21 protein-coding genes and 1 pseudogene are annotated in these 26,304 nt (G+C 40.8%); 11 read left to right on the plus strand and 11 right to left on the minus strand.

Translation table 11 applies throughout. From position 1 onward, the window contains the following. Positions 1-124: 124 nt before the first annotated feature. Both QE422_RS07170 and QE422_RS07175 read right to left on the minus strand, forming a co-directional pair. Positions 125-544 (minus strand): SH3 domain-containing protein, encoded by a 420-nt coding sequence (locus QE422_RS07170; protein ID WP_307456284.1) that lies wholly within the window; start codon positions 542-544, stop codon positions 125-127. Positions 545-550: 6 nt separating this feature from the next. Next, a complete protein-coding gene (locus QE422_RS07175; protein WP_307456285.1) occupies positions 551-1,045 on the minus strand; it encodes a BON domain-containing protein in 495 nt (164 codons plus the stop codon). Between the two features lie 215 nt (positions 1,046-1,260). Between QE422_RS07175 and QE422_RS07180 the strand changes: the two genes are divergently transcribed. Continuing rightward, a complete protein-coding gene (locus QE422_RS07180) occupies positions 1,261-2,511 on the plus strand; it encodes a dicarboxylate/amino acid:cation symporter (protein WP_307456286.1) in 1,251 nt (416 codons plus the stop codon). Between the two features lie 111 nt (positions 2,512-2,622). Further along, positions 2,623-3,339: a phytanoyl-CoA dioxygenase family protein gene (locus QE422_RS07185; RefSeq protein ID WP_307456287.1), complete on the plus strand. Its 717-nt coding sequence runs from the start codon at positions 2,623-2,625 to the stop codon at positions 3,337-3,339. 613 nt (positions 3,340-3,952) lie between these two features. On the opposite strand, the gene QE422_RS07190 is transcribed toward QE422_RS07185, so the two are convergent. Continuing rightward, complete coding sequence (locus QE422_RS07190) at positions 3,953-6,754, minus strand: GH92 family glycosyl hydrolase (RefSeq protein ID WP_307456289.1); 2,802 nt, start codon at positions 6,752-6,754, stop codon at positions 3,953-3,955. A gap of 127 nt (positions 6,755-6,881) precedes the next feature. On the opposite strand from QE422_RS07190, the gene QE422_RS07195 reads away from it, so the two are divergent. Beyond that, the gene (locus tag QE422_RS07195) at positions 6,882-7,988 is read left to right on the plus strand and encodes an Mrp/NBP35 family ATP-binding protein (RefSeq protein ID WP_307456291.1); all 1,107 of its coding nucleotides are present in this window, start codon (positions 6,882-6,884) and stop codon (positions 7,986-7,988) included. A gap of 38 nt (positions 7,989-8,026) precedes the next feature. Continuing rightward, positions 8,027-8,275, plus strand: a complete 249-nt coding sequence (locus tag QE422_RS07200; RefSeq protein ID WP_146941029.1) for a NifU family protein — start codon at positions 8,027-8,029, stop codon at positions 8,273-8,275. A gap of 92 nt (positions 8,276-8,367) precedes the next feature. Here the strand turns inward: QE422_RS07200 and QE422_RS07205 are convergent, their stop codons facing one another. Together QE422_RS07205 and QE422_RS07210 are read right to left on the minus strand one after the other, a co-directional pair. Beyond that, positions 8,368-9,141 carry an SDR family oxidoreductase gene (locus QE422_RS07205; RefSeq protein ID WP_307456293.1) on the minus strand — a complete coding sequence of 258 codons (774 nt, stop codon included), beginning with the start codon at positions 9,139-9,141 and terminating at the stop codon, positions 8,368-8,370. Between the two features lie 61 nt (positions 9,142-9,202). Next, positions 9,203-9,781 (minus strand): TetR/AcrR family transcriptional regulator, encoded by a 579-nt coding sequence (locus tag QE422_RS07210; RefSeq protein WP_307456295.1) that lies wholly within the window; start codon positions 9,779-9,781, stop codon positions 9,203-9,205. Between the two features lie 764 nt (positions 9,782-10,545). Between QE422_RS07210 and QE422_RS07215 the strand changes: the two genes are divergently transcribed. Further along, entirely contained in the window at positions 10,546-11,160 is a 615-nt protein-coding gene (locus tag QE422_RS07215; protein ID WP_307456296.1) for a response regulator transcription factor, read from the plus strand. Positions 11,161-11,175: 15 nt separating this feature from the next. Here QE422_RS07215 and QE422_RS07220 read toward each other — a convergent pair whose 3' ends face one another. The 6 genes from QE422_RS07220 to ppk1 form a co-directional block, all read right to left on the minus strand. Then, entirely contained in the window at positions 11,176-12,012 is an 837-nt protein-coding gene (locus QE422_RS07220; protein ID WP_307456298.1) for a Sir2 family NAD-dependent protein deacetylase, read from the minus strand. A 90-nt stretch (positions 12,013-12,102) separates the two neighbouring features. Continuing rightward, positions 12,103-15,144, minus strand: a complete 3,042-nt coding sequence (locus QE422_RS07225; protein WP_307456300.1) for a choice-of-anchor I family protein — start codon at positions 15,142-15,144, stop codon at positions 12,103-12,105. Positions 15,145-15,335: 191 nt separating this feature from the next. After that, the gene (locus tag QE422_RS07230) at positions 15,336-15,491 is read right to left on the minus strand and encodes a hypothetical protein (RefSeq protein ID WP_307456302.1); all 156 of its coding nucleotides are present in this window, start codon (positions 15,489-15,491) and stop codon (positions 15,336-15,338) included. Beyond that, entirely contained in the window at positions 15,488-16,141 is a 654-nt protein-coding gene (locus QE422_RS07235; RefSeq protein ID WP_307456304.1) for an NAD-dependent epimerase/dehydratase family protein, read from the minus strand. The genes QE422_RS07230 and QE422_RS07235 overlap by 4 nt, the downstream gene beginning before the upstream one ends. Positions 16,142-16,527: 386 nt before the next feature. Continuing rightward, on the minus strand, positions 16,528-17,412 hold the full coding sequence (locus QE422_RS07240; RefSeq protein WP_307456305.1) for an exopolyphosphatase: 885 nt from the start codon (positions 17,410-17,412) through the stop codon (positions 16,528-16,530). After that, positions 17,409-19,481, minus strand: coding sequence for a polyphosphate kinase 1 (gene ppk1 / locus QE422_RS07245; protein WP_307456307.1), 2,073 nt, complete (start codon positions 19,479-19,481; stop codon positions 17,409-17,411). The genes QE422_RS07240 and ppk1 overlap by 4 nt, the downstream gene beginning before the upstream one ends. Before the next feature lie 445 nt (positions 19,482-19,926). On the opposite strand from ppk1, the pseudogene dnaK reads away from it, so the two are divergent. The 6 genes and pseudogenes from dnaK to QE422_RS07275 all read left to right on the plus strand — a co-directional run bounded on the left by dnaK (position 19,927) and on the right by QE422_RS07275 (position 26,303). Then, positions 19,927-21,821 (plus strand): annotated as a pseudogene (dnaK, locus tag QE422_RS07250) (molecular chaperone DnaK). A 669-nt stretch (positions 21,822-22,490) separates the two neighbouring features. After that, positions 22,491-23,030 (plus strand): phage tail protein, encoded by a 540-nt coding sequence (locus QE422_RS07255; protein ID WP_307456308.1) that lies wholly within the window; start codon positions 22,491-22,493, stop codon positions 23,028-23,030. Positions 23,031-23,074: 44 nt separating this feature from the next. After that, positions 23,075-23,614 carry a phage tail protein gene (locus QE422_RS07260; protein ID WP_307456310.1) on the plus strand — a complete coding sequence of 180 codons (540 nt, stop codon included), beginning with the start codon at positions 23,075-23,077 and terminating at the stop codon, positions 23,612-23,614. A gap of 28 nt (positions 23,615-23,642) precedes the next feature. Continuing rightward, positions 23,643-24,185: a phage tail protein gene (locus tag QE422_RS07265; RefSeq protein ID WP_307456311.1), complete on the plus strand. Its 543-nt coding sequence runs from the start codon at positions 23,643-23,645 to the stop codon at positions 24,183-24,185. 61 nt (positions 24,186-24,246) lie between these two features. Next, positions 24,247-25,368: a hypothetical protein gene (locus tag QE422_RS07270; protein ID WP_307456312.1), complete on the plus strand. Its 1,122-nt coding sequence runs from the start codon at positions 24,247-24,249 to the stop codon at positions 25,366-25,368. A 134-nt stretch (positions 25,369-25,502) separates the two neighbouring features. Continuing rightward, positions 25,503-26,303: a methionyl-tRNA formyltransferase gene (locus QE422_RS07275; RefSeq protein WP_307456314.1), complete on the plus strand. Its 801-nt coding sequence runs from the start codon at positions 25,503-25,505 to the stop codon at positions 26,301-26,303. Position 26,304: the final 1 nt, after the last annotated feature.

Below are 26,304 nucleotides of genomic sequence, written 5' to 3' on the forward strand. Positions count from 1 at the left end.
TAGTCTCAGAGTTAAATACCGTTAATATTTCCACCCAAAAATTCCTGTAATTGTTAAGTTTCCATAAAAAATAAAAACACCTCTTAAAAAAGAGATGTTCTTATGATTACTTTGAGACTGAAATTTAAGCTCTCAAATATCTTGAATAGGCGTATCCTTCCTGTCCGTCGTCAGTTTTTACTTTCCACCAGTCGTCCGAAGTCTGTTCGATCAGTGTTACGGAAGATCCTTTTGTTGCTTTTCCGACAACCGCTGCATCTGTAGAAGGCTCCTGTCTGATATTTAAATTAGATTCATCCGTTGCAACGGTAAGGGCAGTTCCTGCTGAAAGCCCGGCTACCTGAACATCGATATTGATGTCTGAAGCAGAATAGGTAGAGTCAATAGCTCCTAACGCATTCCATACCGCGTCTTTAGCTGCTGTATTGGAAGCACTTCCCGAAACATAAAGAATTCCGTCCTGTTCCTGAACCTGAAGATTGGAAATTCCTGCAGACTGGGCCGCAGAAACCACATTTGAATATTTATCCTGTAATGTATTCATGGCTTATTATTTTGTTACAGTATAGTTATAATTTACTTTTCCTACTTTCAAAGCATCTACCGATTCTTTTACTTTTCTGGCATCAGAAGAAGAAATATTTCCGGTAAGCGTAAGTTCTCCGTTCACTACTTCCACTTTCACTCCAGGAATGTCTTTTACGGCATCTTGTACTTTCTGCTGTACTTCAGGAGCAACGGCAGATTGTGTTTCAATAGCAGGAGCAGCGGTTGCAGAAGGCGCTACGGTAGCCATATCCATCACTTCTTTTACTCCGTTGATGGCTTTTAATTGTTTGATCATGGCGTCTTTAGCTTCCTGTGTTTCGAAAGTTCCGCTTAGATGGGCTACTCCGTCTTTTACTTCTACGGAAGCATTCGGATTAGAAACCACTACCGTAGTAGCCTGAGTCTGAAGATCAGCATCAGAAACTTTTTTCTTGCAGGAAACAGATCCGAAAGATACAGCGATAGCCAGTGCAGCCATAGCAATTGATTTTTTCATAGTTGTATATTTTTAATGTTAATACAAGTAAATATTATAGTAAAATGTATACCAAAATGTAAAAATTCGAATGATTTTTTATGAATTTTCCTCAATGCTTTTCAAAATAGTCGGATTGGTGTTCAAAAGCCATTCCTGACAAAAATTAATCGAATAATAAATCGTCATCATTCCAATTGTAAAAATATTATATTTGCGAAACTTGAATTATTGATATGAAAGGACAAAATAAACTATTTATAGCCATTGTCATCGCACTTATCCTGGGCGTGGCAATCGGCGGACTGGTACACGTAAGCTACCCCGAAAGTGCAGAACCTTTTTCAAAAAACATTAAACTTTTAGGGACGGTTTTCATCCGCCTGGTTCAGATGATCATTGCCCCGTTGGTTTTCACCACACTGGTTGTGGGAATTGCCAAGATGAGTGATATTAAAATGATCGGGAGGGTAGGTACCAAAGCCATGCTGTGGTTTATTTCCGCCTCACTCATTTCCCTTTTTATCGGTTTGATGCTGGTAAACTGGCTGGAGCCCGGTCATGTTACCAAACTTCCGATCCAGGATGCTGCTTCTGCAGAAGAACTGCTGAAAACGAGCAAAGGATTTTCGATGGAAGATTTTGTAAAACATATTATTCCGAAAAGTATATTCGAAGCTTTTGCAACCAACGAAGTATTGCAGATCGTGGTATTTTCGATTATGTTCGGGATTGCACTGGCCAATATGGGGGAAGAATATTCGCAGCCGGTAATCAAGTTATTTGATATTGTCGCGCACGGAATCCTGAAAATGGTAGGCTACATCATGTGGTTTGCGCCGCTGGGGGTCTTGGGAGCGATTGCTGCAGTAGTAGCCACCAATGGTTTCGAGATCTTTAAAGTATATGCCATTTACCTGAGAGACTTTTTCTTTGCTTTGGGTATTCTTTGGCTGGTTCTTCTGTTGGTTGGCTACCTGATTTTAGGAAACCGTCTTTTCGAATTATTGAGAAGAATTAAAGAGCCTTTGCTGATCGCTTTTTCCACCACGAGCTCAGAGGCTGTTTTCCCGAAACTGGTAGAGGAGTTAGAAAGATTCGGATGCAACAACCGGGTCGTGTCCTTCATTTTGCCGTTGGGCTATTCTTTTAATCTTGACGGCAGCATGATGTATATGACGTTTGCCTCCATTTTCATTGCCCAGATCTACGGAATTGAAATGACTGTCGGGCAACAGATCACGATGCTTCTGGTATTGATGCTGACGTCCAAAGGGATTGCCGGGGTTCCGAGAGCTTCCCTGGTCATTATCGTGGCGACCTGTTCGATGTTCGGAATTCCGCCGGAAGGGATTGCCCTTATTCTGCCGATCGACCATTTCTGTGATATGGGAAGAAGCATGACAAATGTGCTGGGAAATGCCCTGGCAACTTCAGCCGTTTCCAAATGGGAACGGCAGCTGGATAACCACGGCGGAAACCTGTAAAATATAAATCGCAGCTGATGCTGGTGAGTGGTCAATAGTGAATTTTTGATATTTCATTATTGACCATTTATTTTGTGAGATAAAAATTAAATCGCTTTTAAATTTTCTATAATGAATTTGCAAAATCATAAAAACATCATCCAGGAAAAAGGATTCACGGTGATCAACAATATTTTTTCCGATCATGAAATCCGGAGAATTATTGAAGTGATTCAAAATATAGATACCTCAAAGGAAACTTTCAGAAAATCAGAAGACTTATTTGCCATCCGGCAGTTTTTAAAGGAAGTTCCCGAAGTACAGGATCTGATCTTTACCGAAAATATGAAAATGGTAATCAGGAAGATTTTCGGAAATCAGTACTTTGTGGTGAAAAGCATTTATTTCGATAAGCCTGAAACCTCAAACTGGTATGTGGCTTATCATCAGGACCTAACGATTTCAGTGGATCAAAAAATGCAGCTGGAAGGATTCGGACCCTGGACGACCAAACAGAATCAGTTTGCCGTTCAGCCACCGCTGGATATCCTGGAAAATATATATACGATCCGGATTCATCTTGATGACACAGATGAAAACAACGGAGCCCTGAAAGTAGTTCCCGGATCCCACGCCAAAGGCATTTATCGCCCGGAAACCATCGACTGGACCATTGAAACGGAAGAAATCTGCAACGTGGAAAGCGGCGGAATCATGATCATGAAACCCTTACTTCTGCACGGCTCCAACCGCACAATCAATGGAAACAGGAGAAGGGTGATCCATATTGAATTTTCCGATAGACAACTGCCGGATGGATTGAACTGGTCGGAAAAGATGGTGTTTTAAAATTAAATTTGCGCTATTTACCTCTCTACGGCTGATTGTTTCTGTGTATGTTACACGGTCATTGGGCTTCACCCAATGCTGTTGATTCCGCCCTTTCAGGGCTGATTGTTCTGCGTATGTTACACGGTCATTGGGCTTCACCCAATGCTGGTGATTCCGCCCTTTCAGGGCTGATTGTTTCTGCGTATGTTACAAGGTCATTGGGCTTCACCCAATGCTGTTGGTTTCACCCTTTCAGGGCTGATTGTTTCTGCATGTGTTACAAGGTCATTGAGCTTTTACCTCATTCTTTTAGAGCTGTTGTTTTCGGATGTTTTTTATTTTACTCATCAACCTTTATCGAAGCTGTTGATTTTACTCTTTCAAGATGTTTTGTATTATTCCGGTCTGTAAGATTCATAGCAAATATCAAATCGATTGCTCTGAAAATAATATTCTAAGATTGAAAGGCCATGTAAAGCCCTGAAAGGGCGCGATCACCAGCATCGGGTGAAGTCCGATGTACCAATTCAACACGAATGTAAAGAGCCCTGAAAGGGTGACATCAATAAACCGTTAAAACAAAACCCTCCGGAACTTCCGGAGGGTTTTGTTTTTGTTGAGCAGAGTTCAATTATTTTACTGAAATTTCATCTACGAAAATATAAGCATCGCCACCCGCGCCCTGGTGCCAGTCCGGAAGCTTGCCGAAATGATAAGCTTTTACTTTAACATAACGCGCTTGCGTCGGTAAAACGTCAGTGGAGAAATCTTTTACCTGAGGCGTTTCATCTTTCGGATCCAGCGTGTTGTCTACGGTTTTCAGCAGAATGAAATCTTTTCCGTTGTTGGATACATAATATTCCACTTTTTTCGGCATTAAAATCCATGCCCGGCTGTCCTGAAGATAAGTGGAGGAGAGATGGGTGATCTGCTGAGGCGATTTCATATCGATCACCGCTTCAAAAGTCTGACCCTGGTAACCGAGCCATTCGCCTTTTCTCCAGTTGGCATCTCCGTTTATTCCGTCAATTAAAGACAGTTTTCCACTCGCTGTATATTGCGGAGTCGGAGTTGAATTCACCGTGATGTCCCAATTGTTCGGCCTTCTGTTGAAAGCAGCGGTTACCACAGAGCTTTTCTCACCGTTTCTTTCTGTATACGCTGAAATCTGAGTGGTTTTCATAATCATAAACGGCCCTTTATAAGCGGTGAACGTTTTTCTTACATTGGCATCGTCTTCATCCAGTGTCATGTAGTAGATTTTATCATCAGGATTCAGTGCAGTAATTTCCACTTTCGTATTCAGGTCGAAAATCCTTGCCGCCGCAATAACGGGAGAGGCGGTCAGTTCATCATATTTAAAATCCCTGAACGATTTTACATTTTCAAAACCTAACTTTTTCAGTTCTTCTCTTCCTGTATTCTTAGTGATGGTTCTGGTGGTACCGTCTTCCAGGTGAATTTTAATTTCATCAAAATACGGTGTGGTCGTCTGCCATTCAGGTAACCCAGGAGTTACGGCATAGATTCCCATGACGCTTAAAATATACCAGGCGCTCATCTGGCCGCAATCCTCATTACCGATCAGTCCGTCCGGTGCATTTTTATAATAATTATTCAGGATGAATTTTATTTTGGTATCTGTTTTTTCGGGTTTCCCTACATAATTGTAGAGGTAGGCGATATGATGGCTCGGCTCATTTCCCTGGGCATATTGCCCAATTAGTCCGGTGATGTCTACCTGTTCCCGGCCGGTGGTCTTATCGGGAGCGGCAAAAATAGCATCGATAAACTGTTCGAATTTTTCCTTTCCGCCATGTGCGGCAATCAGTCCCGGGATATCCTGCTGAACAGAATAGGAATAATGCCAGGAATTTCCTTCCGTGTAATTGTTATTCACTTCTCTCGGCTCAAAAGGCTCGTACCAGTTCCCGTTTTTTCTAGGCTGCATAAATCCGTTCTTAGGATTGTAAAGGTTTTTCCAGTTCTGGGAACGTTTCATAAAATACTGATAATCTTCTTTCTTTCCTAAAATTTTGGCCATCTGGGCGATGCACCAGTCGTCATATGCATATTCTACGGTTTTGGATACGCTTTCGTGCTCATCATCAATGCTGATGAAATTGTTTTGCTTGTAAGCATTCAACCCGAAAATATCCAGCATTGCCGAATGTTTGGAGGCTTCAAAGGCTTTTTCATAATCAAATCCTGTGATTCCTTTGGTCATCGCATCGGCGATTACAGAAACCGAATGGTAACCGATCATGCATTCCGTTTCGTTGGAAGCGAGTTCCCAAACCGGAAGCTTTCCGCCCTGCTCGTATTGTTTGATAAAAGTATTGATGAAATCTGCCGTTCTTTTGCGGTCGATTAACGTCATTAAAGGATGGGCACCTCTGAAAGTGTCCCAAAGCGAGAATACCGAATAATAATCGAATCCTCTGGCCATATAAAATTTGTTGTCTCGGCCCCTATATTTTCCGTCCACATCCATATTGATGTTCGGCTGGGTGAAAACGTGATACATTGCCGTGTAAAAAACAGTCAGCTTATCTTTGTTGGACGATTTCACTTCGATTTTAGACAGTTCCTGATCCCAGTCGGCCACAGCCTGTCTTCTTATGGTTTCAAAATCATTCGATTTTCCTTCAGCCAGCATATTTTTTCCGGCTCCTTCATAGCCTGTTGGGGAAATGGAAACTTTTACAGCGATCTTTTCTCCTTTTTTAACTTTGGAAGAAAATGCCAGTGCCAGTTGTGTTCCGGTAAAAAGATTGTTCTCATTCTTTCCGTTTACTGTTTTTTTTGAAATTTTCATCGGCTTGGAAAACTCAATTCTGGCATAGATATACTGATTGGTCGCCCAGGCTTCACTTCTGCGGAAAACTTCAATGGTTTTGCTGTCAATGATCTTTACTTCGCCTTCCAGCAATTTATCTCTGTGATTTAAATCTAAAATAATATTCGCATCTCCGGCATTGTTGAAGGTGTACTCATGGTAACCGACTCTTTTAGTCGTGGTTAAACGCACATCAATATTATGCTTATCCAATTTTACCGAATAAAATCCGGCCGTTGCTTTTTCATTTTTATGCGAAAATGATGATGAATATTCTTTGGGAGTCAGTCCAGGTTTCCCCATCGTCGGCATTAGCATGATATCGCCGTAGTCCGAAACACCCGTTCCGTTCAGATGGGTATGGGAAAATCCGTAGATCACGGAATCGGAGTAGTGGTAGCCGCTGCAGCCATCCCAGCTTCCGTCGATTCTTGTATCGGGAGAAAGCTGTACCATCCCGAAAGGTACGATGGCTCCCGGAAACGTATGCCCGTGGCCGCCTGTCCCGATAAATGGATTCACATATTGCGAATAATGCTGCGAAAACAGATTATGAGCAATAATCCCAAGAAGAATGATAAATAATCTTTTCATAGATAAAAATTAAAATTCCCCTAAAGTACTATAAAATTCGTTTTCACAAAAGAAAATATCTATCAGTCCTTTTACTTATTCTAAATAGCTAAAAATTACGTAAATTTGTAAACAATTTATTTAGTTTATGTTGACGAAAGAAAAGGTTCAGGATTTCCTTAAGGAAATAGAAGTTGATGATTTGGTGAACAACCTGCAGATCATGGGCGCTGATGTATATATAGACATGACGGCACACTCTCCGGCCATGCACGAAAAGAAAAAACTGGAGGCAGCCATGAAACAGGCGTTTGCCAGCGAATTTGGGGAAGAAGTGAATCTTAAATTAAAGATCGTCTCTCCGGAGCCGAGCGAAATTCAGCAAAGTCAGATCAAAGGGAAGCAGATTCCCGGGATTCAGAATATCATCGCCATCGCTTCCGGAAAAGGAGGAGTTGGAAAGTCTACTGTTTCTGCCAATATGGCGGTGACATTAGCAAAAATGGGCTTTAAGGTAGGATTGTTGGATGCCGATATTTATGGGCCGTCTGTTCCAACCATGTTCGATACGGAAGGCGAAAAGCCAATTTCTGTAGAGGTAAACGGTAAAAGCTTAATGAAGCCTGTTGAAAATTACGGTGTTAAAATGCTTTCAATAGGATATTTCTCTGGAGCCAACCAGGCGGTGGTGTGGAGAGGCCCAATGGCATCAAAAGCACTGAACCAGATGATCCGTGATGCGGCATGGGGTGAGCTTGATTTCTTACTGATTGACCTTCCTCCGGGAACGGGAGATATCCACCTGTCCATTATCCAGGAAGTTCCGGTAACGGGAGCGGTTATTGTAAGTACGCCTCAGCATGTAGCATTGGCAGACGTAAGAAAAGGGATTGCAATGTTCCAGATGGAAAGCATTAATATTCCGGTACTTGGATTAATTGAGAATATGGCCTATTTCACGCCGGAAGAACTGCCGGACAATAAATATTATATCTTCGGACAGCAGGGAGCACAATATCTGGCAGACGATCTTGGGATCCCGGTACTGGGTGAAATTCCACTGATCCAGAGCATCCGCGAAGCAGGTGATGTCGGAAGGCCGGCTGCTTTACAGGAAAATTCTACAATTGCAGAGATCTATACCGAAACTGCCCGTAAAATGGTAGAAAGCCTGGTGGAAAGAAATAAAAACCTTCCTCCTACGGAAGCCGTAAAAATTACAACAATGGCAGGATGCTCGCCGAAAGCGAAATAAGATATTCCTGCATCTGAAAACCAATTGAACTGAAAAATATGGAAACAAATATAGCACACGAAGATACCGTAACAAGAGTAATGGAAGCCCTGGAAAGCATCAGGCCTTTCCTCAATAAAGACGGAGGAGATATCGAGCTTATCGATGTAAAGGATAACCTGGTGTATGTAAAGCTTTTGGGAAACTGTTCGGGATGTTCCCTGAATTTTTCGACCCTGAAACTTGGGGTGGAAAATACGATCAAACAGCACGCGCCTGAGATCGAAAGAGTAGTAAGCGTAGAGTAGAACTCTGAAAAATATAAAAAAGACAGATCATAACGATCTGTCTTTTTTGTTTGCTTCAAAAAGTATTATATTACCTTAAAGAATTTTAAGGATTAAACAACCGGGCTCACTCCTCCGTCAATCAGATAATTGGATCCTGTGATGTAATCTGCTTCGGAGGAGACAAGAAATCCCACAAGGTTTGCAATTTCTTCAGGTTCAGCCATTCTGCCCAGCGGAATTTCTCCCACTCTGCTCATAAGCGTTTTGAAAGCTTCATCGGTTGAAATATTCGATGATTTGGCGATGTTTTCGATAAATTCGTTCATCAAAGGCGTTTTTACGACTCCCGGAGAAACAGCATTGACGCGGATTCCTTTCGGGCCGACTTCGCGTGACAATGCTTTGGTGTATGCATTCAGCGCGGCTTTAGCGGCGGAATACGTCATGGTCATCTCCCAGAGCGGCTGTTGGGCGGCATAAGTGGAAATATTGATGATAACCCCGCTTTTCTTTTCGATCATCGTAGGCAGCAACGCCTTGTTTACACGGACCGCCGACATTAAATTCAGCTGGAAATCGTTATTCCAATGTTCATCTGTAAGGGTGCTGAAGCTTCCGCCTTCACTGAGGTTGGCACCTGCATTATTTACGATAATATCAATTCCGCCGAATTTTTCCAGAATTTCTTTGGCCATTATTTCGGCACTTCCGGGTTGGGCAAGATCTGCCTGAATAAAATAATATTCTTCCGGATTTTCTTTCGGCGGAGTTCTGGCCACTACAATAATTGTTGCCCCGGCAGTGTTAAGCTTGTCGGCGATTGCCTTTCCTATACCTTTTGTGCCTCCTGTTACAAGGGCGGTTTTTCCGTTTAATTGGATCATAATTTTTGTTTTAAGTTATTTTTTATTTTGAAACGATCGTTTTAAAATTGGGTAAAAAATTTTATCTTTTTAATTGGCGGATTACAAAATCGGCCATGTCCGTAATTTTCCGGCTGTCCTGATGCAACACAAATGAATTGTACCAGCCGATCAATACACTGCCCAAATGGTCTGCAATAATACCGGCATCTTCATCAGTGGATATTTCTCCTGCATTCTGGGCTTTTTCTATTAAATTTTGCAGGAATTGATGGTTAAAATGATCATAGGCATTTACGGCTGCCTGAATTTCCGGATTTTCACCTTCGGTTTCGAACGTTGCTTTTATGCAGAGGCAGCTGCTGGGCTCGGTAGTGATAATGTGTGCTGCATCCCGGATGAAATTTTCCAATGCCTCTATTGGTGAGCCATACTCTTTATACCGCTCTTCCGTTGCCCGGATCCGCATATCGGTGTAATTTTTAATACATCTGATAAACAGCTTCTGCTTGTCCCCAATTGTATTGTAAAGACTGCTGCTGTTGATCTGCATCGCATCGGTCAGGTCACGCATAGAAGTTGAGGCATAACCTTTCTTCCAGAAAACTTCCATCGCTTTCTGAATTGCCTGCTCTTCATCAAATTCTAATAATCTTGCCATGATGGTACAAAGGTATATATTATTTTGAAATGATTGTTTTAAAATTGAAAAAAATTTCTTCGAAGAAAAAAATAGAGGTTGTTCTCCAATGTATTTTCGACTCCAACTTTTACTTTTAATTAAATCCTTTTTCTAAATCTGAATGGTGTAAGCTACTACTATATCAATTTATAACTTAAGGATGTACGTAAACTATATTTATTAGAGAAAAATCAATTTTAATAATATATTGTGGTATATTGAAGTATATTAAGATCAAAAAAATGCGATCAATTACGGGAAAGACAGGTCTATACTTGATTGTGTGGATGAGCACCTTACTTATTAAACCACAAATTATACCTGTAATTTCTAACAATGGTAGATTTTTCATCTTTATTTTTGCATTTTTTAACAAAAGCTCAGAAAAAATTAGGAAATTTTCATAGTAATAATTCTACGTTCAGATGAGTGTTTTATGTATTATTTTTGCTGAAATTTTTTTGCAACGCTTTATACAAAGGCTTTTTGTAATATAATTTTTTGTTTCATTTTTTTGCTGAGTATTTCCTGCCAATTGCTAAAATAAGAAACAGGAAATTCTGAAAGTTCTGAGGTCGATACGCTGTACAAAATACCGCATCCTTTTCAAACAGATAAAAATTGTAATGAATAATATGGTATTTGGTCTGCTACTTGTTATGCAATTGTAAATTAATTCAAAAAATGATTTCCTACATAGCGGGAGATCATTTTACGGAATATCTTGTCAAAAAAACTAGACTATGAAAAATATACTCATTGCTGACGGTCATTATGTTGTAAGAACAGGTACTGCTCTTGTCATCAAAAGCAAACTTCAGTATCCCTGCGATATTGATTTTGCAGAAACATATACCGAGACAAAAGAAAAAGTTTCCAAAAAAACATACGACCTGCTTATTATTGATATTGATATACCGCAAAGTATTTTCAAGGCTATGATTAAAGATTTAAAAAGAAAGCAGAAACAGCTTAAAATCCTGATCTTTTCAACATATGACGAAAATGTCGGCATACAGTATATTGAAGAAGGGGCTGCCGGCTATCTGAATAAAGGCGCTTCGGAAGCTGAAATTCTCACGGCAATAACTTCCGTTTTCGAGGAAGGATATTTTTATACATTTAACATGATGAAAAAGCTGGTAACTCAGTCTGCAGACAGCCACTCTGTTGACAGGCTTTCCAAAAGGGAGTTTCAGATCTTTAAGCTTTTGGCGGAAGGCAACGGGAATATTGAAATTTCCAACAGCCTGAATCTGAAAATGTCAACCATCAGTACATACAAAAAGAAAATCTTCGAGAAACTTCAGGTAAAAAATATAGTGGATCTTGTGAGGATTTACGATGATATGCATTAAAAATAACCCGGTAAATTACATTAGATCTTTATTTAAATTTTTAATAATTTCTTTAATAACAACGAATACTTCCGTAGATCTTTCCCGGATGATCAGTTTATTCTTTTTGTTTTTGATCAGCTCTGTGAAATGATTGTCTTCCGTATTAATGTCCACTATATAAGCACCGTATTTCAAAGCGGTTTCAGCAATGGCCAGTGGTAGATTCGTTGCTCCGGAAGTCCCGGCAATAAAGAGGACACCGCTATTTTTAGCAACTTTTAAAGCGCTGAACTTCTTATTCGTCTTTTCATCATAATATTCATCGAACCATAGGATATTCGGCCGCATCCAATGTCCGCAGTCCGGGCAGGTAAGCAGTTCGATCTCTCTTTCCGTAAGGTCTTCGTCAATATTTTTTCCTTTGACCTCTTCCGGGAGGCCGATAATCCCTTTACAGCCGTTGGAACATTTAATTTCCCGGTTGTTTCCGTGAATTTCGTACAGTCTTGTACTTCCTGCCCGGCGGTGAAGGTTATCAATGTTCTGGGTAACGAGATGAAACCTGTCTTTCAGCATACCCTCAATTTCCGCGAGTTCAAAATGGCTTTCATTGGGAGCCGCATTTTCGAACATTTTCTTTCTGAACAAGGCGTATTGCCAAACTTCCTCAGGATGCTGCCTGAAATACCGCAGCGTCCCGAATTCCTCAGGCTTATGAAATTGAGTTCCCTTCACCCAGATGCCGTCGATCCCCCGGTAAGTCGGGATTCCGCTGTCTGAGGAAATTCCTGCGCCGGTTAAAAAAGTGAAAAGATTCCGTTTTTCTTTACGGTAAACCTGGTGGATAATTTCTTCTAGCTGCTGTTTCATGGTCTTTAAAAAGTAAAACTAATTAAATTTTAATTAATAAAAAAAGCCCCGGAAAACCGGGACTTCATTTAATCAACTAAATAATATATTCTACTTTACAATGACTCTTTTCACATAGCCTTCCGAAGTCTTTACCAGATATACACCGGCAGAAAGTTTCGAAGTCTCGATTGTTAAAGCATTTTTCTCCTTGTTTATTAATTTTCCGGACATATCGTACAATTCGTAATCCTGCGCTCTGTTAAAATACAGCGTATTTCCTCTCGCAACCGGATTTGGGAAAATATTGAACGTTGCTTTTTCAGCTTTCACATCGCCGGTGCCCAGGGTGGCAGCACCCGTCACCTCATACATCGATAAGGTTCCGCTGATTTCATTGGCTACGATGACATATCCTTTTCCGGTAGTGGTATTGCCCGGAGCGATGTAGGTGATGCCTTCCGGCCCGTTATCACCTCCATAAGCCGAAGTCATACGAGAATGTTTATAATCGGTAAATGTCGGATTGTTCGGATCGGTAATGTTGTATACCATCACGCCGCCGGTTCTTTCCAGGGTAATAAAAGCATAGGTCTGTCCGTTAATATTGCCCAATGCCACACCTTCCGGTTCAGGTCCTTTTGCACGGCTTCTGCTCTTCACGGTATTCGATTCGTTATCGGCATTGAAGATCAGCGGGTGATTGGCGGCAATATAACGCTCGAAACGGTCTCCGCTGTCATAAACGATCTGCCGGGTATCGGCATTGAAAATAGAAAACGAACGGGCTCCCAGTGCTGCCATTTCTTCAAAATCGGCATTGCTGTCCGTATTTCCGGTAGCATTCGAAACCCTGAATCTTCCCAGGTTATACGATGCTTTCAAAACCGACGCCTGAGGAAACACTGCCGGATCTAATGTATAGGCATTGGCGCCAACCGTCGTTCTTTCGCTGAAACCGGAAAGGTCTTTTTCATCTCCTTCATTTGCCGTTACGATATAATTGGTATTCCCGACTTTATAATTCTGTACGGCATCCGGTGTGTAATATGCTTTTACCGGCCAGTTGGCAATTAATATTTCTCCGTTGTTGTCTGATGCGTCAAAGCCGTTTCCGGGAATGCTCATGTCTTTTTTGCCTAAGCCCCAGATTCCGGTGATGGTTTTTGAAGCTAGATTTACTTCGGCAACGGCATTGTTTTCCTGTAAGGTCACCCAGGCTTTCTGGCTGTCTGAGCTTATTGTGATGTATTCCGGCTCAAGATCCTGGGAAAGGGTATTGTTGGTTCTTACTTTTCTCAAACCCGTTGCTGCCAGCGCGGCTACCTGCGAGTCAAAAGCGTTGAAGTTCAGCGTAGTTACATTGCTCTGTGTAAGATTGGCAATTCCGCCTGAAATATCGATAATACTGATGGTTCCTTCAGGATCCACGGTATAGGCATCATTTGGCTCGCCTTCGTTTGCGGTCATTACTTTGGTTCCGTCCGGCGAAAATGTTATCATATCCGGAAGTGCTCCTACCGTTACCTGCTTCAGGAAGTTTCCGTTGATATCAAAGAAAACCACTGATCCGTTTTGCTGCGGATTGGTATTCGGAGACGCGGCGGCAATAATTCCGTTTTTCACGGCAATACTGGTAATACCGCCGTATGGTGCCATATTGATGGTATTTACAACCGACGGCTGATTTGGGTTGCTGAAATTAATAATATCAAAAACATCTGTAATCGAACTGATGGTGAATAACCTTTGCGTAGCAGGATCATGAACGACAATTTCCGTGGAGCTGGTGTTGGTTCCCGAGGGATCAAAACTTCCGATGTAGTTCAGGGAAATCTGCTGGGTGGGAATCGGTGACGGCTTATCGTTATCTACAATATAAACCGTTGCATTGCTATCGCCCGAAATCGTTGCACCGACAGGGTTTTCAAGGCTTACCACAAAATATTCTGCCTGCTGTTCTTCTGCGGTATCGTCAATAATCGGGATATTTACCGTGTAGCTTGTTGTGGAAGGGGTAAGGGTGATGGTCTGATTGGCCAGTGTGAAATCATTGCTGTCCGCCGTACTGAATGGAGCCGGCTTTATGACCAAATTAACCGTTGCATTGGAAGGATTGGAAATATTTAATTTAAAAGCCAGGTTTCCTGAATTTTCATTGACTTTAATAAAATTTTTATCTAAAGAAACCGATGTTCCTGCTGTTGTAAAAATAGAAGAAGTGGTTGCTGTTACTGCATTGTCGCTGGTATCTTCCACCATATTCGGCTTTAAGGCCAGGTAATACGTCTGGTTAGGAACCAATCCGGAAGTGGGGATGACCGTAATTTTATTGTTGGCGAAAGTCGTAGTGAAGGGAATTTGGGAACCTGTAGCATTTCCAAGACGGAAATCCACAAGCATTTGTGCATTAGAATCGTTGATAGCCGAATTGTCCGTTAACCGTACGTTTTCATTAAAGGTAAGGGTAGGGTTTACCGTCGTAGAAGCATTATTTGTGTTATTTGAAGGAAGGTAAGTTACGGTTGGGGGAGTGGTGTCCGCAGCAGTGGCAGGAGTGGCATCTACTGTAAAATTATCAAAACGGTTGTTGCCTACGGTTCCGCCGCTGCCTGCCGCAAATTCAACTTTTAATTTGAAATTCGGATTGTTGGAAACACCCGGCACCGCTGAAAAATCAAAGGTAACCAGCTGCGGATCTGCATCCAGAGGAGAAACGGTTTGATAGGTGGTAAACGTAGTTCCGTCCGTCGAATATTTCCAGGTCTGAGTGCCTGCTCCCGATCCGGATCTTCTTGTGGTAAATTTTACCACCACATTATTGAACCCCGTCGTCGGTAAATTAAACTGCAGGCTCCCGTTGATCGGGTTATTGTATCGCAAGTGGCTTCCGGCAGCATCTCCGTTTCTGGCATTGAGATTCTGAACACTGAAGTTCTGGCCTGTTCCTCCGGCAAAATCGATATCGGTACTTCCATTGGCTACTGCTGTCATCGATCCGCTGACGGCAGTATAGGTTGGCGTTGTAATGGCTGCTGAAGAAGCATTATTGTTAAAATTCCAGTAATGGATAAGGGAAGTCTGTGCGGAAACCGCTCCCTGAAGGAAAAATGCGGCGATCACAGAACTTTTCAACAAGTAGTTGTTAATCATTTTTTACTTACTTTAAATTTATGCAAAAATGAAGTTTCTGTTTTGCAAACATTTTAAGCAAATTTTAATAAATGATTAATAAAAAGATATTCCGAAAAGGATTCAGGGTGAAAAAGATACAGGAATCCACAAAAAAGATAAACCGTCATCCCGGATAACGATGGAAGCGTTCAGTTTTGGTAAAGCTTATTCTATTTGGAAACCTGACCTGAAAAATGTAAATTTTTTCCCGTTAATTTATTATTTCCTTCCAAAGGATGTTTCTGCATATAGAAAAACCCTGAAATAGCAGTCAGGACCAATAAAATGAAAGCAACCAAAAAAATTCTCTTTAACATTTCTTTCATATCGCTAAATTTTTAATGTCCTTGATTTCTAATGTTGAGGTTGGGTATCCTTTCAGCACTGCATTGATCATTGCAATACCCACTTCCTGTAAAGTTAATGATTTTGAAGGGAATACAACAGGAAAAATCCAAATAAATGGTTTAAAGAACCATTTTACATTTTCCTGGCCTTCAAACGGTTTCATAAATCCCGGCCGGAAATTGTAAGCGGCCCTGAAACCCAACTTCCTGAGCGCGTTTTCTGTCCTTCCTTTTACCCGGGCCCACATCATTTTCCCGCTCTCGGTTTTATCTGTATATAATCCGGAAACATAGTTGAAAACCATATCCTGGTTCTGGCTGAGCACCGCTTTTGCGAAGTGCAGCGTCATATCGTAAGTGATTTTGGTGTAGTCTTCTTCACTCATTCCTGCGCTGCTGATTCCCGCACAGAAAAAAACGGCATCATATCCTTTGAAATTTTCGTCATTCGGATCGATCTTCAGAAAATCGGAAACTATATATTCTTTCAGCTTGGCGTGCTTCTTTCCGGAGGGCTTCCGGCTCACACTTAAAATTTCGGAAATGTTCGGATTTTCAAGACATTCCATCAAAACGCCTTCCCCTACCATTCCTGTTGCTCCTGTTAGAATTATTTTAATTGAGTTCATTTATATGCTTATTACTAATAGTGACGTTTGACTTTTGTTTTTACTTTATGTGGTATCAAAAATTATACAAATTTGTAGAAGGGTGAAGGGTGAATGGTCAATTTCTTAGAGTCAATTTCAATAGTCAATGAGTGAATAATCAATTTCTTTTCAGTAAAATGTTCTGCTTCTGTTTTGGTGATCTCAATATCATATCAGCGAACAGCATGGAAAGATTCGGGCTTAGATTCCTAAAGGAATGACAATCTCTGTGCTTTGAAAAACCGGTAGCATATCAAACATTCACTACTATTCACCACGAAGTAAATTCACCATTCACAGCACCCGTTTATCCAAAAGAAAACCGGCCGATAACAATTCGGCCGGTTTAATTTATGTTTAAGCAATTACTTCTTATCCTGCAGCTTGCTGTAAATATTATGGATCAGCCCGTCTGCAACGGAGATTTTAGGTACAAAAATCCTGTTGATCTCCGACCACGACATCACGTTGTTGAAAACCTTCAGGGCATGCACCAACACGTCAGCCCGGTCTTCGCGGAGGTTGTATTTGGTCATCCTTTCATCAACCGTAAGATCATTGAATTCTTTATGTACTTTTTTAAGATGGGAAAGAGACATCGGTTTGCCGTCTTTGGTCTTGCTCATGGAGAATACTTTATTGATGTTCCCACCGGAGCCAATGGCCACGATCGGCTTTTTGCTGTTGATATTCTTCCGGATCTCTTCTTTCATATCTTTCCAATTGTCCGGCGTTACTAGGTTGTTCAGCAAACGGATGGTTCCGATATTGAATGACTTTTCATAGATCATCTTTCCGTTTTCATAGAAGGTAAGCTCGGTGGAACCGCCGCCCACATCAATATAAAGATAGGCAAATTCATTATCCAGTCCTTCTGCTATGTGGTTTTCAAAAACCAACCCGGCTTCTTCATCTCCGGAGATGATTTCGATATTGATTCCCGAAGTTGTTTGTACTTCACTAATGATTTCCTGGCCGTTAGCAGCATCCCGCATAGCACTCGTGGCACACGCCCGGTAATGTTCCACTTTATAGATCTTCATCAGGTCGCTGAAAATTTTCATGGAATCAATGACCATTTTTTCCCGTTCTTCCCCGATTTTCCCGAGTGTGAAGACATCCATCCCCAAACGTAAAGGGATTCTCAACAGGTTAAGCTTAATGAATTCCGGCTTTTTGTTATTGATTTTTACTTCATTGATCAACAGTCGGGCTGCATTACTTCCTATATCTATGGCTGCAATCTTCATTCTTTATTCGTTTTAGCTTTTAAATATCGATACGTTTCAATCTGAGAACGGCATTTCTCCTTGTTGTTATGAATATACTCGTTACTCAATTTTTTGTCTAAAATACGAGCTTTTACGTTATCATTCAACTGGATGTCAAGAATATCTTTCAGCTCCTTTTTCAGATTTTTATCGGTGATTTTAACGGCCGCTTCAATCCGGTAATCCAGGTTCCTTGTCATCCAGTCTGCGGAGGAAATATAGAGGTCTTCGGAACCTTTGTTGTAGAAATACATCACTCGGGCATGTTCCAGGTACTCGTCTACGATACTGATGGCCTTGATCTTTTCTTTGAAGTCTTTCTGATTGACCGCGCAATAGATTCCCCTTACGATCATGTTAATAACAACTCCGGCATTGGCCGCTTCATACAGTTTTTCAATCAGGGACCGGTCGCTTACGGAATTGGCTTTGATGATCATTTCGGCACGTCTTCCGGCTTTGGCTTCCTCGATTTCTTTATCGATATGATGGACGATCTTTTCACGCATAAACTGCGGGCATACCAAAAGATTTTTGCACGTTTTCAGTACAGGCAGATAATCGTCTTTCGGCTTTTTCAGTACGTTGAATACTTTATTGATATCTGCCATGATGCCGCGGTCTGCCGTCATCAGCAAGTGGTCGCCGTAGATTCTGGCCGTTTTTTCGTTAAAGTTTCCGGTACTTACGAAACCGTATTGGATGGTCTTGTTATGGGACCTTTTTTTGATAACACATAATTTAGCATGGACTTTTTTCCCGGGAAGTCCGATTAATACAGTGATTCCTTCCGGTTCCAGCATTTCTTTCCATTCAAGGTTAGACTCTTCATCAAACCTCGCCTGGAGTTCCAGCATTACCGTTACTTCCTTGCCGTTTCTTGCGGCATAGATCAGGGCATTGATGATTTTCGAGCTGCTTGCCAGACGGTAAGCCGTGATCTGGATCGATTTTACGTCCGGGTCCATGGCTGCTTCCCGTAGCAGGTCGATCACCGGATTGTATTTATGGTAAGGGAACGTAAGAAGTACATCATGCTTTAAGATGACATCGGTTACCCTTTCACCATGTTCAAACGCCGGATGGGTAAAAGAGGTTCTTTCGACAGGACGTTCATATTTTTCAAAGACATCGGGAAAATCCATGAAATGCTTGAAATTGTGAATTTTTCCACCGGGGATGATGCTGTCTTTTTTCGTCAGGTTCAGTTTCCTGATTAGCATTTCAAGGAGTGCTTTATCCATATCCTTGTCGAACACGAATCGGGTAGGCTTTCCTTTTCTTCTGTTTTTCAGACCTTTCTCAATTTTTTCTGCAAAATTGGTCCTGATGTCATTATCCAGGTCCAGCTCCGCATCTTTGGTTACTTTAAAAGCATTGGCCTGAAATTCATCATACCCGAAATAGGAAAAAATGTGTGGTAAATTAAACGTGATCACGTCTTCCAGGAGCATGACGTTTTTCTCTTCAGGATCTTCCGTAGGGAGCAGGACAAATCTTCCTACAAAACGCGACGGAATTTCAATAATGGCGTAATTGCTCGAATACTGCCAGTCTTTTTTCCGCATCGAAACACCCAGATAGAGACTTTTATCCCTCATATAAGGCATCGGCGTATTTTCGTGAAGCAGGATCGGGATTACATTGGATTCCACTACTTCATCAAAGTATTTCCGTACAAATTCTTTTTGCCGGGGCGATAAATTTTTTGAAGTTTTTATAAATATATGCTGCTCAGCCATTTCAGCCTGAATTTTTTTCCAGGTTTTATCGAAATTCAGCTGCTGCCTCATTACAATTTCGTTGATCTTCTGAAGGATTTTGGAAGGCGGCTGATAAAAAGATTCCGCAATTACTTTTTCTTTAAAATCCATAGCACGTTTTAACCCGGCTACCCGAACCCGAAAAAATTCATCAAGGTTATTAGAAAAAATTCCTAAAAAACGGATTCTTAAATGTAAAGGGACCTTTTCGTCCATCGCTTCCTGCAAAACCCTTTCGTTAAAGGCCAGCCAGGTAATATCTCTGGGATTGAAATGTAATGACATTCTCTAGTTTATAATTTATCAAAAATACAGATTCGTGGTAGGGCTGAAAATCTTTTCACGTTAAACTTTGATTAATTTTTAATCATTAATAACCTTACCGTTTACGATAATCTGCAATCCCTTAAAGTTATTAAAAAACATAGTAAAAATATAAAGAACAGACTGGATTTTTTAAGAAAGTCAATCTTAAGTATCATATTGAGGTGACAAATTGATTAGATTTCAGCTAAAAATAAACGGTTGATGACAAAACTGCACAGGCGGGATAAAACCAGTTCAGGCTGATTTCAGTCAATATTTTTAAAACATTTTACCTCTTCTTGATAAGTTGATTTGAACTTTTTTAAGGGGAATAATGTCAATTTGTCACATAATTTTGAATGGTATAAATATTGAGAAATACTGAGTGTAATTTAAAACAAAATTAGAAAAAATAAAAAATATTATGAGTAAAATAATTGGAATCGACTTAGGAACAACCAACTCTTGTGTTGCTGTAATGGAGGGGAAAGACCCTGTTGTTATTCCTAATGCAGAAGGTAAAAGAACAACACCTTCCATCGTAGCATTTACAGAGGATGGTGAAAGAAAAGTAGGGGATCCTGCAAAAAGACAGGCGGTAACCAACCCTAAGAAAACAGTATATTCAATCAAAAGATTCATCGGAACACATTTCAAGGAAGATGCGAAAGAAATTTCAAGAGTACCTTATGAAGTAGTATCCGGGCCAAACGATACGGTAAAAGTAAAAATCGACGACAGAGAATATACACCACAGGAAATCTCTGCAATGACGCTTCAGAAAATGAAGAAAACTGCTGAAGATTATCTTGGCCAGGAAGTAACAAGAGCGGTAATCACAGTTCCTGCTTACTTCAACGATGCTCAGAGACAGGCTACTAAAGAAGCTGGTGAAATTGCCGGTCTTAAAGTAGAAAGAATCATCAACGAGCCTACCGCTGCAGCATTAGCTTACGGTTTGGATAAAAATCACAAGGACCAGAAAATCGCAGTATATGACCTTGGTGGGGGTACTTTCGATATCTCTATCCTTGATTTGGGAGATGGTGTATTTGAAGTATTATCTACTAACGGGGATACTCACTTAGGAGGTGATGACTTTGATGATGTGATCATCAACTGGATGGCTGACGAGTTCAAAGCTGAAGAAGGTGTTGACTTAAAATCTGATGCTATTGCATTACAAAGATTGAAAGAAGCAGCTGAAAAAGCAAAAATCGAGTTGTCTCTTCTTCTCCACAAACTGAAATCAACCTTCCATATATCACTGCTACGGCTACTGGTCCTAAGCACTTGGTGAAGACTTTAACAAAAGCTAAATTCGAGCAATTGTCTGCTGACCTGGTAAGAAGATCAATGGAGCCGGTTGCCAAAGCATTGAAAGATGCAGGTTTATCAACTTCAGATATCGACGAAGTAATCTTGGTAGGTGGTTCTACAAGAATCCCGATCATCCAGGAAGAAGTTGAAAAATTCTTCGGTAAAAAACCGTCTAAAGGAGTTAACCCGGATGAGGTAGTTGCTATCGGTGCTGCTATCCAGGGAGGGGTATTGACAGGTGATGTAAAAGATGTATTATTGCTTGACGTTACACCTCTTTCTCTAGGTATCGAAACCATGGGTTCTGTTTTCACTAAATTAATTGAAGCAAACACTACGATCCCAACTAAAAAATCTGAAGTATTCTCTACTGCGTCTGATAACCAGCCGGCTGTAAGCATCAGAGTAGGACAGGGGGAAAGACCTATGTTCAACGATAACAAAGAAATCGGTAGATTCGACCTTACAGATATTCCACCGGCACCAAGAGGAGTTCCTCAGATCGAAGTAACATTCGACATCGATGCCAACGGTATCCTAAGTGTTTCTGCTAAAGATAAAGGAACCGGTAAAGAGCAGTCGATCAAAATCCAGGCTTCTTCAGGTCTTTCTGACGAGGAAATCGAAAGAATGAAAAAAGAAGCTCAGGAAAATGCTTCTGCCGATGCTAAGAAAAAAGAAGAAGTTGAAATCTTCAACAAAGCTGACGGTTTGATCTTCCAGACGGAAAAACAATTGAAAGAGTTTGGTGATAAATTATCTGCAGACAAAAAAGCAGCCATCGAAGCCGCTCACGCAGAATTGAAAACAGCTTTCGAAGCCAAAAATGGTGATGATGTAAAAGCAAAAACAGAAGCTTTGGACGCAGCCTGGATGGCCGCTTCAGAAGAACTGTATGCCGCAGGTCAACAGCCGGGTGCTGATGCAGGTGCTCAGAATACAGGAAATGCAGGTGGTGCAGAAGATGTACAGGATGCCGATTTTGAAGAAGTGAAATAAGGATAATTCCTATTAAAAATAAGACCGCTTTAGACGAAAGTTTAAAGCGGTTTTTTTGTGCAGTAAAAATTCAAATTTGATTCATAAACAAAACCCTTACTGCTACGAGATATGCCAAACAAATAGATAACAAAGTAGAATTTATATGGATATGGAAAATAGTAAGATCGGTAATTAATGATCTATAACAAAATTTAATTCAAATTCAGTAGAAATACGTAATTCCGGTACATCCGGAATGTCTAATTTTATCGTGAAATAATTGCTAACATATAAAGTTATAAAATGAATAAAAAATTAAGATAATAAATTATTAATTAATTTTTTTTAATAAATAGTAATTATGTCAATAATAAAATTAAATTTGTAAGGAAATGTAGTAACTGCCAAACACTTACTATAATATATAAAAACTAACAATTAACTAAAACAATCATGATTATCATTTTAAACTCATTTTCTTATAATTTTGTCTTCACTTTTTTGTGACTTATTTAGTTCCGAATGTCTATTGATAGCTTTTGCATCCGGATCTAAACCGTATGCTTTGTATCAAAAAATCACCGATTAAAATCTTAGAATTTATTCATTTTGAAATCTGTTTTTAATCTCTTTTTTTCTTGAATAAGTTAAACTCAAATAAATTTTTCATTTTAAAAACCAATAATTATGGACGGAACAATTGGAGAAATCCGACTCTTTGCCGCAAACTTTGCTCCCAGAAACTGGCAGTATTGCAATGGTGCTTTGTTGGCCATCAGGTCAAATACGGCTTTATTTTCACTTTTAGGAACTACTTATGGTGGAGATGGTGTAACGACCTTCGGTCTGCCAAACCTTGCCGGCAGATCTGCTGTAGGGGTAGGACAGGGCCCGGGCCTATCTTATTATTCTCTCGGAGAAATGACGGGAACAAATTCTGTAACGCTTACGATGGCCAATTTACCAACCCATACGCACAGCTTATCAGGAAATGTTGTAATTCCTGCTTATTCGGATGAGGGAGATTCTGGAACTCCTGCAAACAACGTTCTGGCATCAAAGGCGTCAATGTATAGTACCCAAAATTCAGATTCTACAACAAAACCGATTCCGTTATCATTGCAGATCGGTGTGTCGGGAGGAAATAATGCACTCACGTTTGTTCAGCCTTCGCTTGGTATGAATTATATAATTTGTCTCTATGGGGCCTTTCCTCCGAGAGGATAGTTGCTGCAATTTAAATAACATTAATAACAATTAAAGATATCATTATGGAAGGTTATATAGGAGAAATACGTTTATTTGGTGGAAATTTTGCTCCTCTTGGATGGGCTTTCTGCGACGGAACGCCTTACAGTATAGCACAATATACGGCCGCATTCTCAATCGTAGGAACTACTTATGGCGGTAACGGACAAACTACCTTTGCTGTTCCGGATCTTCGTGGCAGGATCGCTGTAGGAACAGGCCAGGGCGCAGGTCTTACGGCCATAGATTTAGGAGAAACAGGCGGAACTGAAACGGTTACCATGACTTCAGCACAAATGCCTGCGCACAGCCATACTGCTGCTGCAACAATTGCATTTCCAAGCTTCTCGGATGAAGGCAATACAGGATCTCCAGCAGGTAATGTGCTTGCAGGTTCAGCCACAGCTTATTCTACTCAGGCACCGGATACTTTTATTGCACCGGCAACTACAACAGGTTCTATATCTGCCGTGGGAAGCAATATCCCTTTTAATATTATACAGCCTGTATTGGCTACTAACTACATTATTTGTCTTGAAGGTATTTATCCGTCAAGAGGTTAATTCATTAAATTATTAAAAAACAATTATTATGGAAGGAACCATGTCAGAAATAAGAATGTTTGCCGGAAATTTTGCTCCTCAATATTGGGCATTTTGTCAGGGGCAAACAGTAGCAATCAATACAAATCAGGCTCTTTTTGCACTTTTAGGCACAATGTACGGAGGTAATGGGACGACAAATTTTATGTTGCCGAATTTTGCGGGAAGAACGGCTATGGGAACCGGAACCGGAGTAGGAACCAAAGTGTTTTCATTAGGGATGATGGTCGGAACTGAAACGGTGACGTGCGACGTACAGCACATGCCAGCGCATGTACATACTGCCGGATCCGAAACTGTTTCTATAAAAACATTTTCAGATGAAGGAAATACAGGGTCTCCGGCAGGCAACACATTGGCTTCATTGCAGGGCTTGTATTCTAGTGAACAGCCGGATAGCAGCATGAAGGGCATATCCAATGCATTCGCTTTAAGCGTTTCAGGAGGCAATCAGCCAATAAGCATTCGCCAGCCGTATTTGGGGATTAATTACATTATCTGTATGTACGGAATTTTCCCTTCAAGATCTTAAAATTACGATTTACTTACTCAATCTCCGGCAAAATTGCTTTGCCGGAGACTTTATCAATCATATGAAAATAGCTTTACTTTTACCACGCTCCGTTATTTATCCGTCTATCTCATTCGATATTATGGACGGTTTCAAACAATCCCTCAAAAATATGGGCCTGGAAGGATACCATGAAATCGTTTCGGCAGGAATAGGGGTCGCTGCAAAAAATGAGGAAATTTATGATCACTGCGAACAATTTTTGTTGGCCGGAACCGATGTTATCATAGGATATATGAATCCTCTTTCAGCAGAGTTCGTACATCCTCTGTTTGAAGCTTCGGGAAAGACCCTGATTGTTCTGGACAGTGGCTATCAGTTCCCTAGATTCAGCGAAAAGCTCTCCAATGCATGGTTTATCTCTCTGCAGGGCGGTCTATGTACCCGTATGATTACAAAGAAAGCCATCGAAGACGGATTCAGGAATTTTGCATTCACCTGCTCTTTTTATGATGCCGGATACCGTCCTTCCTATGTGTATGCCGCTGCAACTGAAGAAAAAGGAGGATCAATAGTATTTAATCATATTACTTCCTTAAAACGTTCGGAATTTACACTGAAACCTCTTACAGAATTTCTTGAGAAAGAACCTGAAACTGCTGTACTCGCAACTTTTTGCGGAGATATGGCGGAAGATTTTTTTGCAGGAAGCAGCGATATGGCCGGTTACTGTAAAGTGTATGGTACAGGTTTCACTTCTGATGAGACATGGCTGAAAAAAATACCATATCCAGGATATGAATGGAGTGCGGCAGTAGCCTGGTCCAGAAATTTGAAGACCCCTGAAAACGAAGCTTTTGTAACTGTAATGGACGGCATCAAATACGGGAAAGCTAATCTTTTTTCTGTATTGGGATGGGAAGCTGCACAGTTTATAGGACTGGAAAACACAACGTTTGGCGGTATGACCATCAATTCGCCACGCGGAAAAGTATATATGAATCCTGACAGTGGATTTTCGGAGGCTGAAGTTTATTATACCATCGTTTCAAAAGATGAGAATACAGGAAACTGTCTTTTAAAAGATCTTCATGCAGCTTCCGGTACAAAAGCGGAACGCGAAGGACTGGAAAAGAATATCGAATATATACGAACCGTAGAAGCCAACACCTGGCTTAATGCGTATGCCTGCTTGGAATCATGACGAATTCATTTAAAATAGCAGTTTTATGTAATAATCGGATGGCGTTTCCGGCTTTGCAGTGCTTACAGGCGGCAGGCCGACTTTGTGCTTTAGGAGTACCTGATAATAATGTGGAAATAATTGAATTTTGTTCCATGCTTGCAAAACAGTACGCAATACCTCTGTTTATCATAACCAAAAAAAATAGCTCCGATCAGATCAAGCAAATAATCAATATTTCTGGTGCCGATGCCGTTTTCACCATGACTTTTCCTTGGAAAATTTCTGCTGAAATTATTGATCTGTATCCCGGTAAATTCTACAATTTCCACTATGGGTTTTTGCCTGAAATGCGGGGTGCGGATCCTGTTTTTGAAACCATCAGAAGCCGTGCCGGACAATCGGGGATTACCGTTCATGCCATCGATCAATACATTGATAAAGGAAATATTATCCTTAAGAAAAAGATTCCGGTTACTGCCGACATGACGCATGGCGCGCTTTGCACTCACTTGTCATGGTTAGGGGCTGATCTTCTGAATGAACTTTTAAACCTTTTACAAAGTCATTTTAAAGGAACAAAACAGGACGAAAGCCAGGCGCAATATTACCCAAAACCTGGTGCTTCCGATGTCTGTATTTCTTGGGAAAAGCAAGATGCGGAGGACATCGAAGCATTGACAAGAGCTTGTAACCCGTGGAATAAAGGAGCCTACACGCAATGGAAGGGCTGGAACATACGGGTAGTGGAAGCTACTGCCGTTCAGAATGTAAATGATCATACGGGATTTCCCGGAACCATTCTAACTCTGGATAAGGAAAACGGATTAATTGTAAAATGTACTCATAACTCATACCTAAGATTAGATATTGTTTATACTGAAGAAGGCTTTATGAGCGGATATAAATTATCCGCTTTCGGGCTGAAAAAGGGCGGACAATTTCTGAATTTATAAC

Origin of the sequence: Chryseobacterium sp. SORGH_AS_0447 (genome assembly GCF_030818695.1) — a bacterium.
Classification (GTDB): domain Bacteria; phylum Bacteroidota; class Bacteroidia; order Flavobacteriales; family Weeksellaceae; genus Chryseobacterium.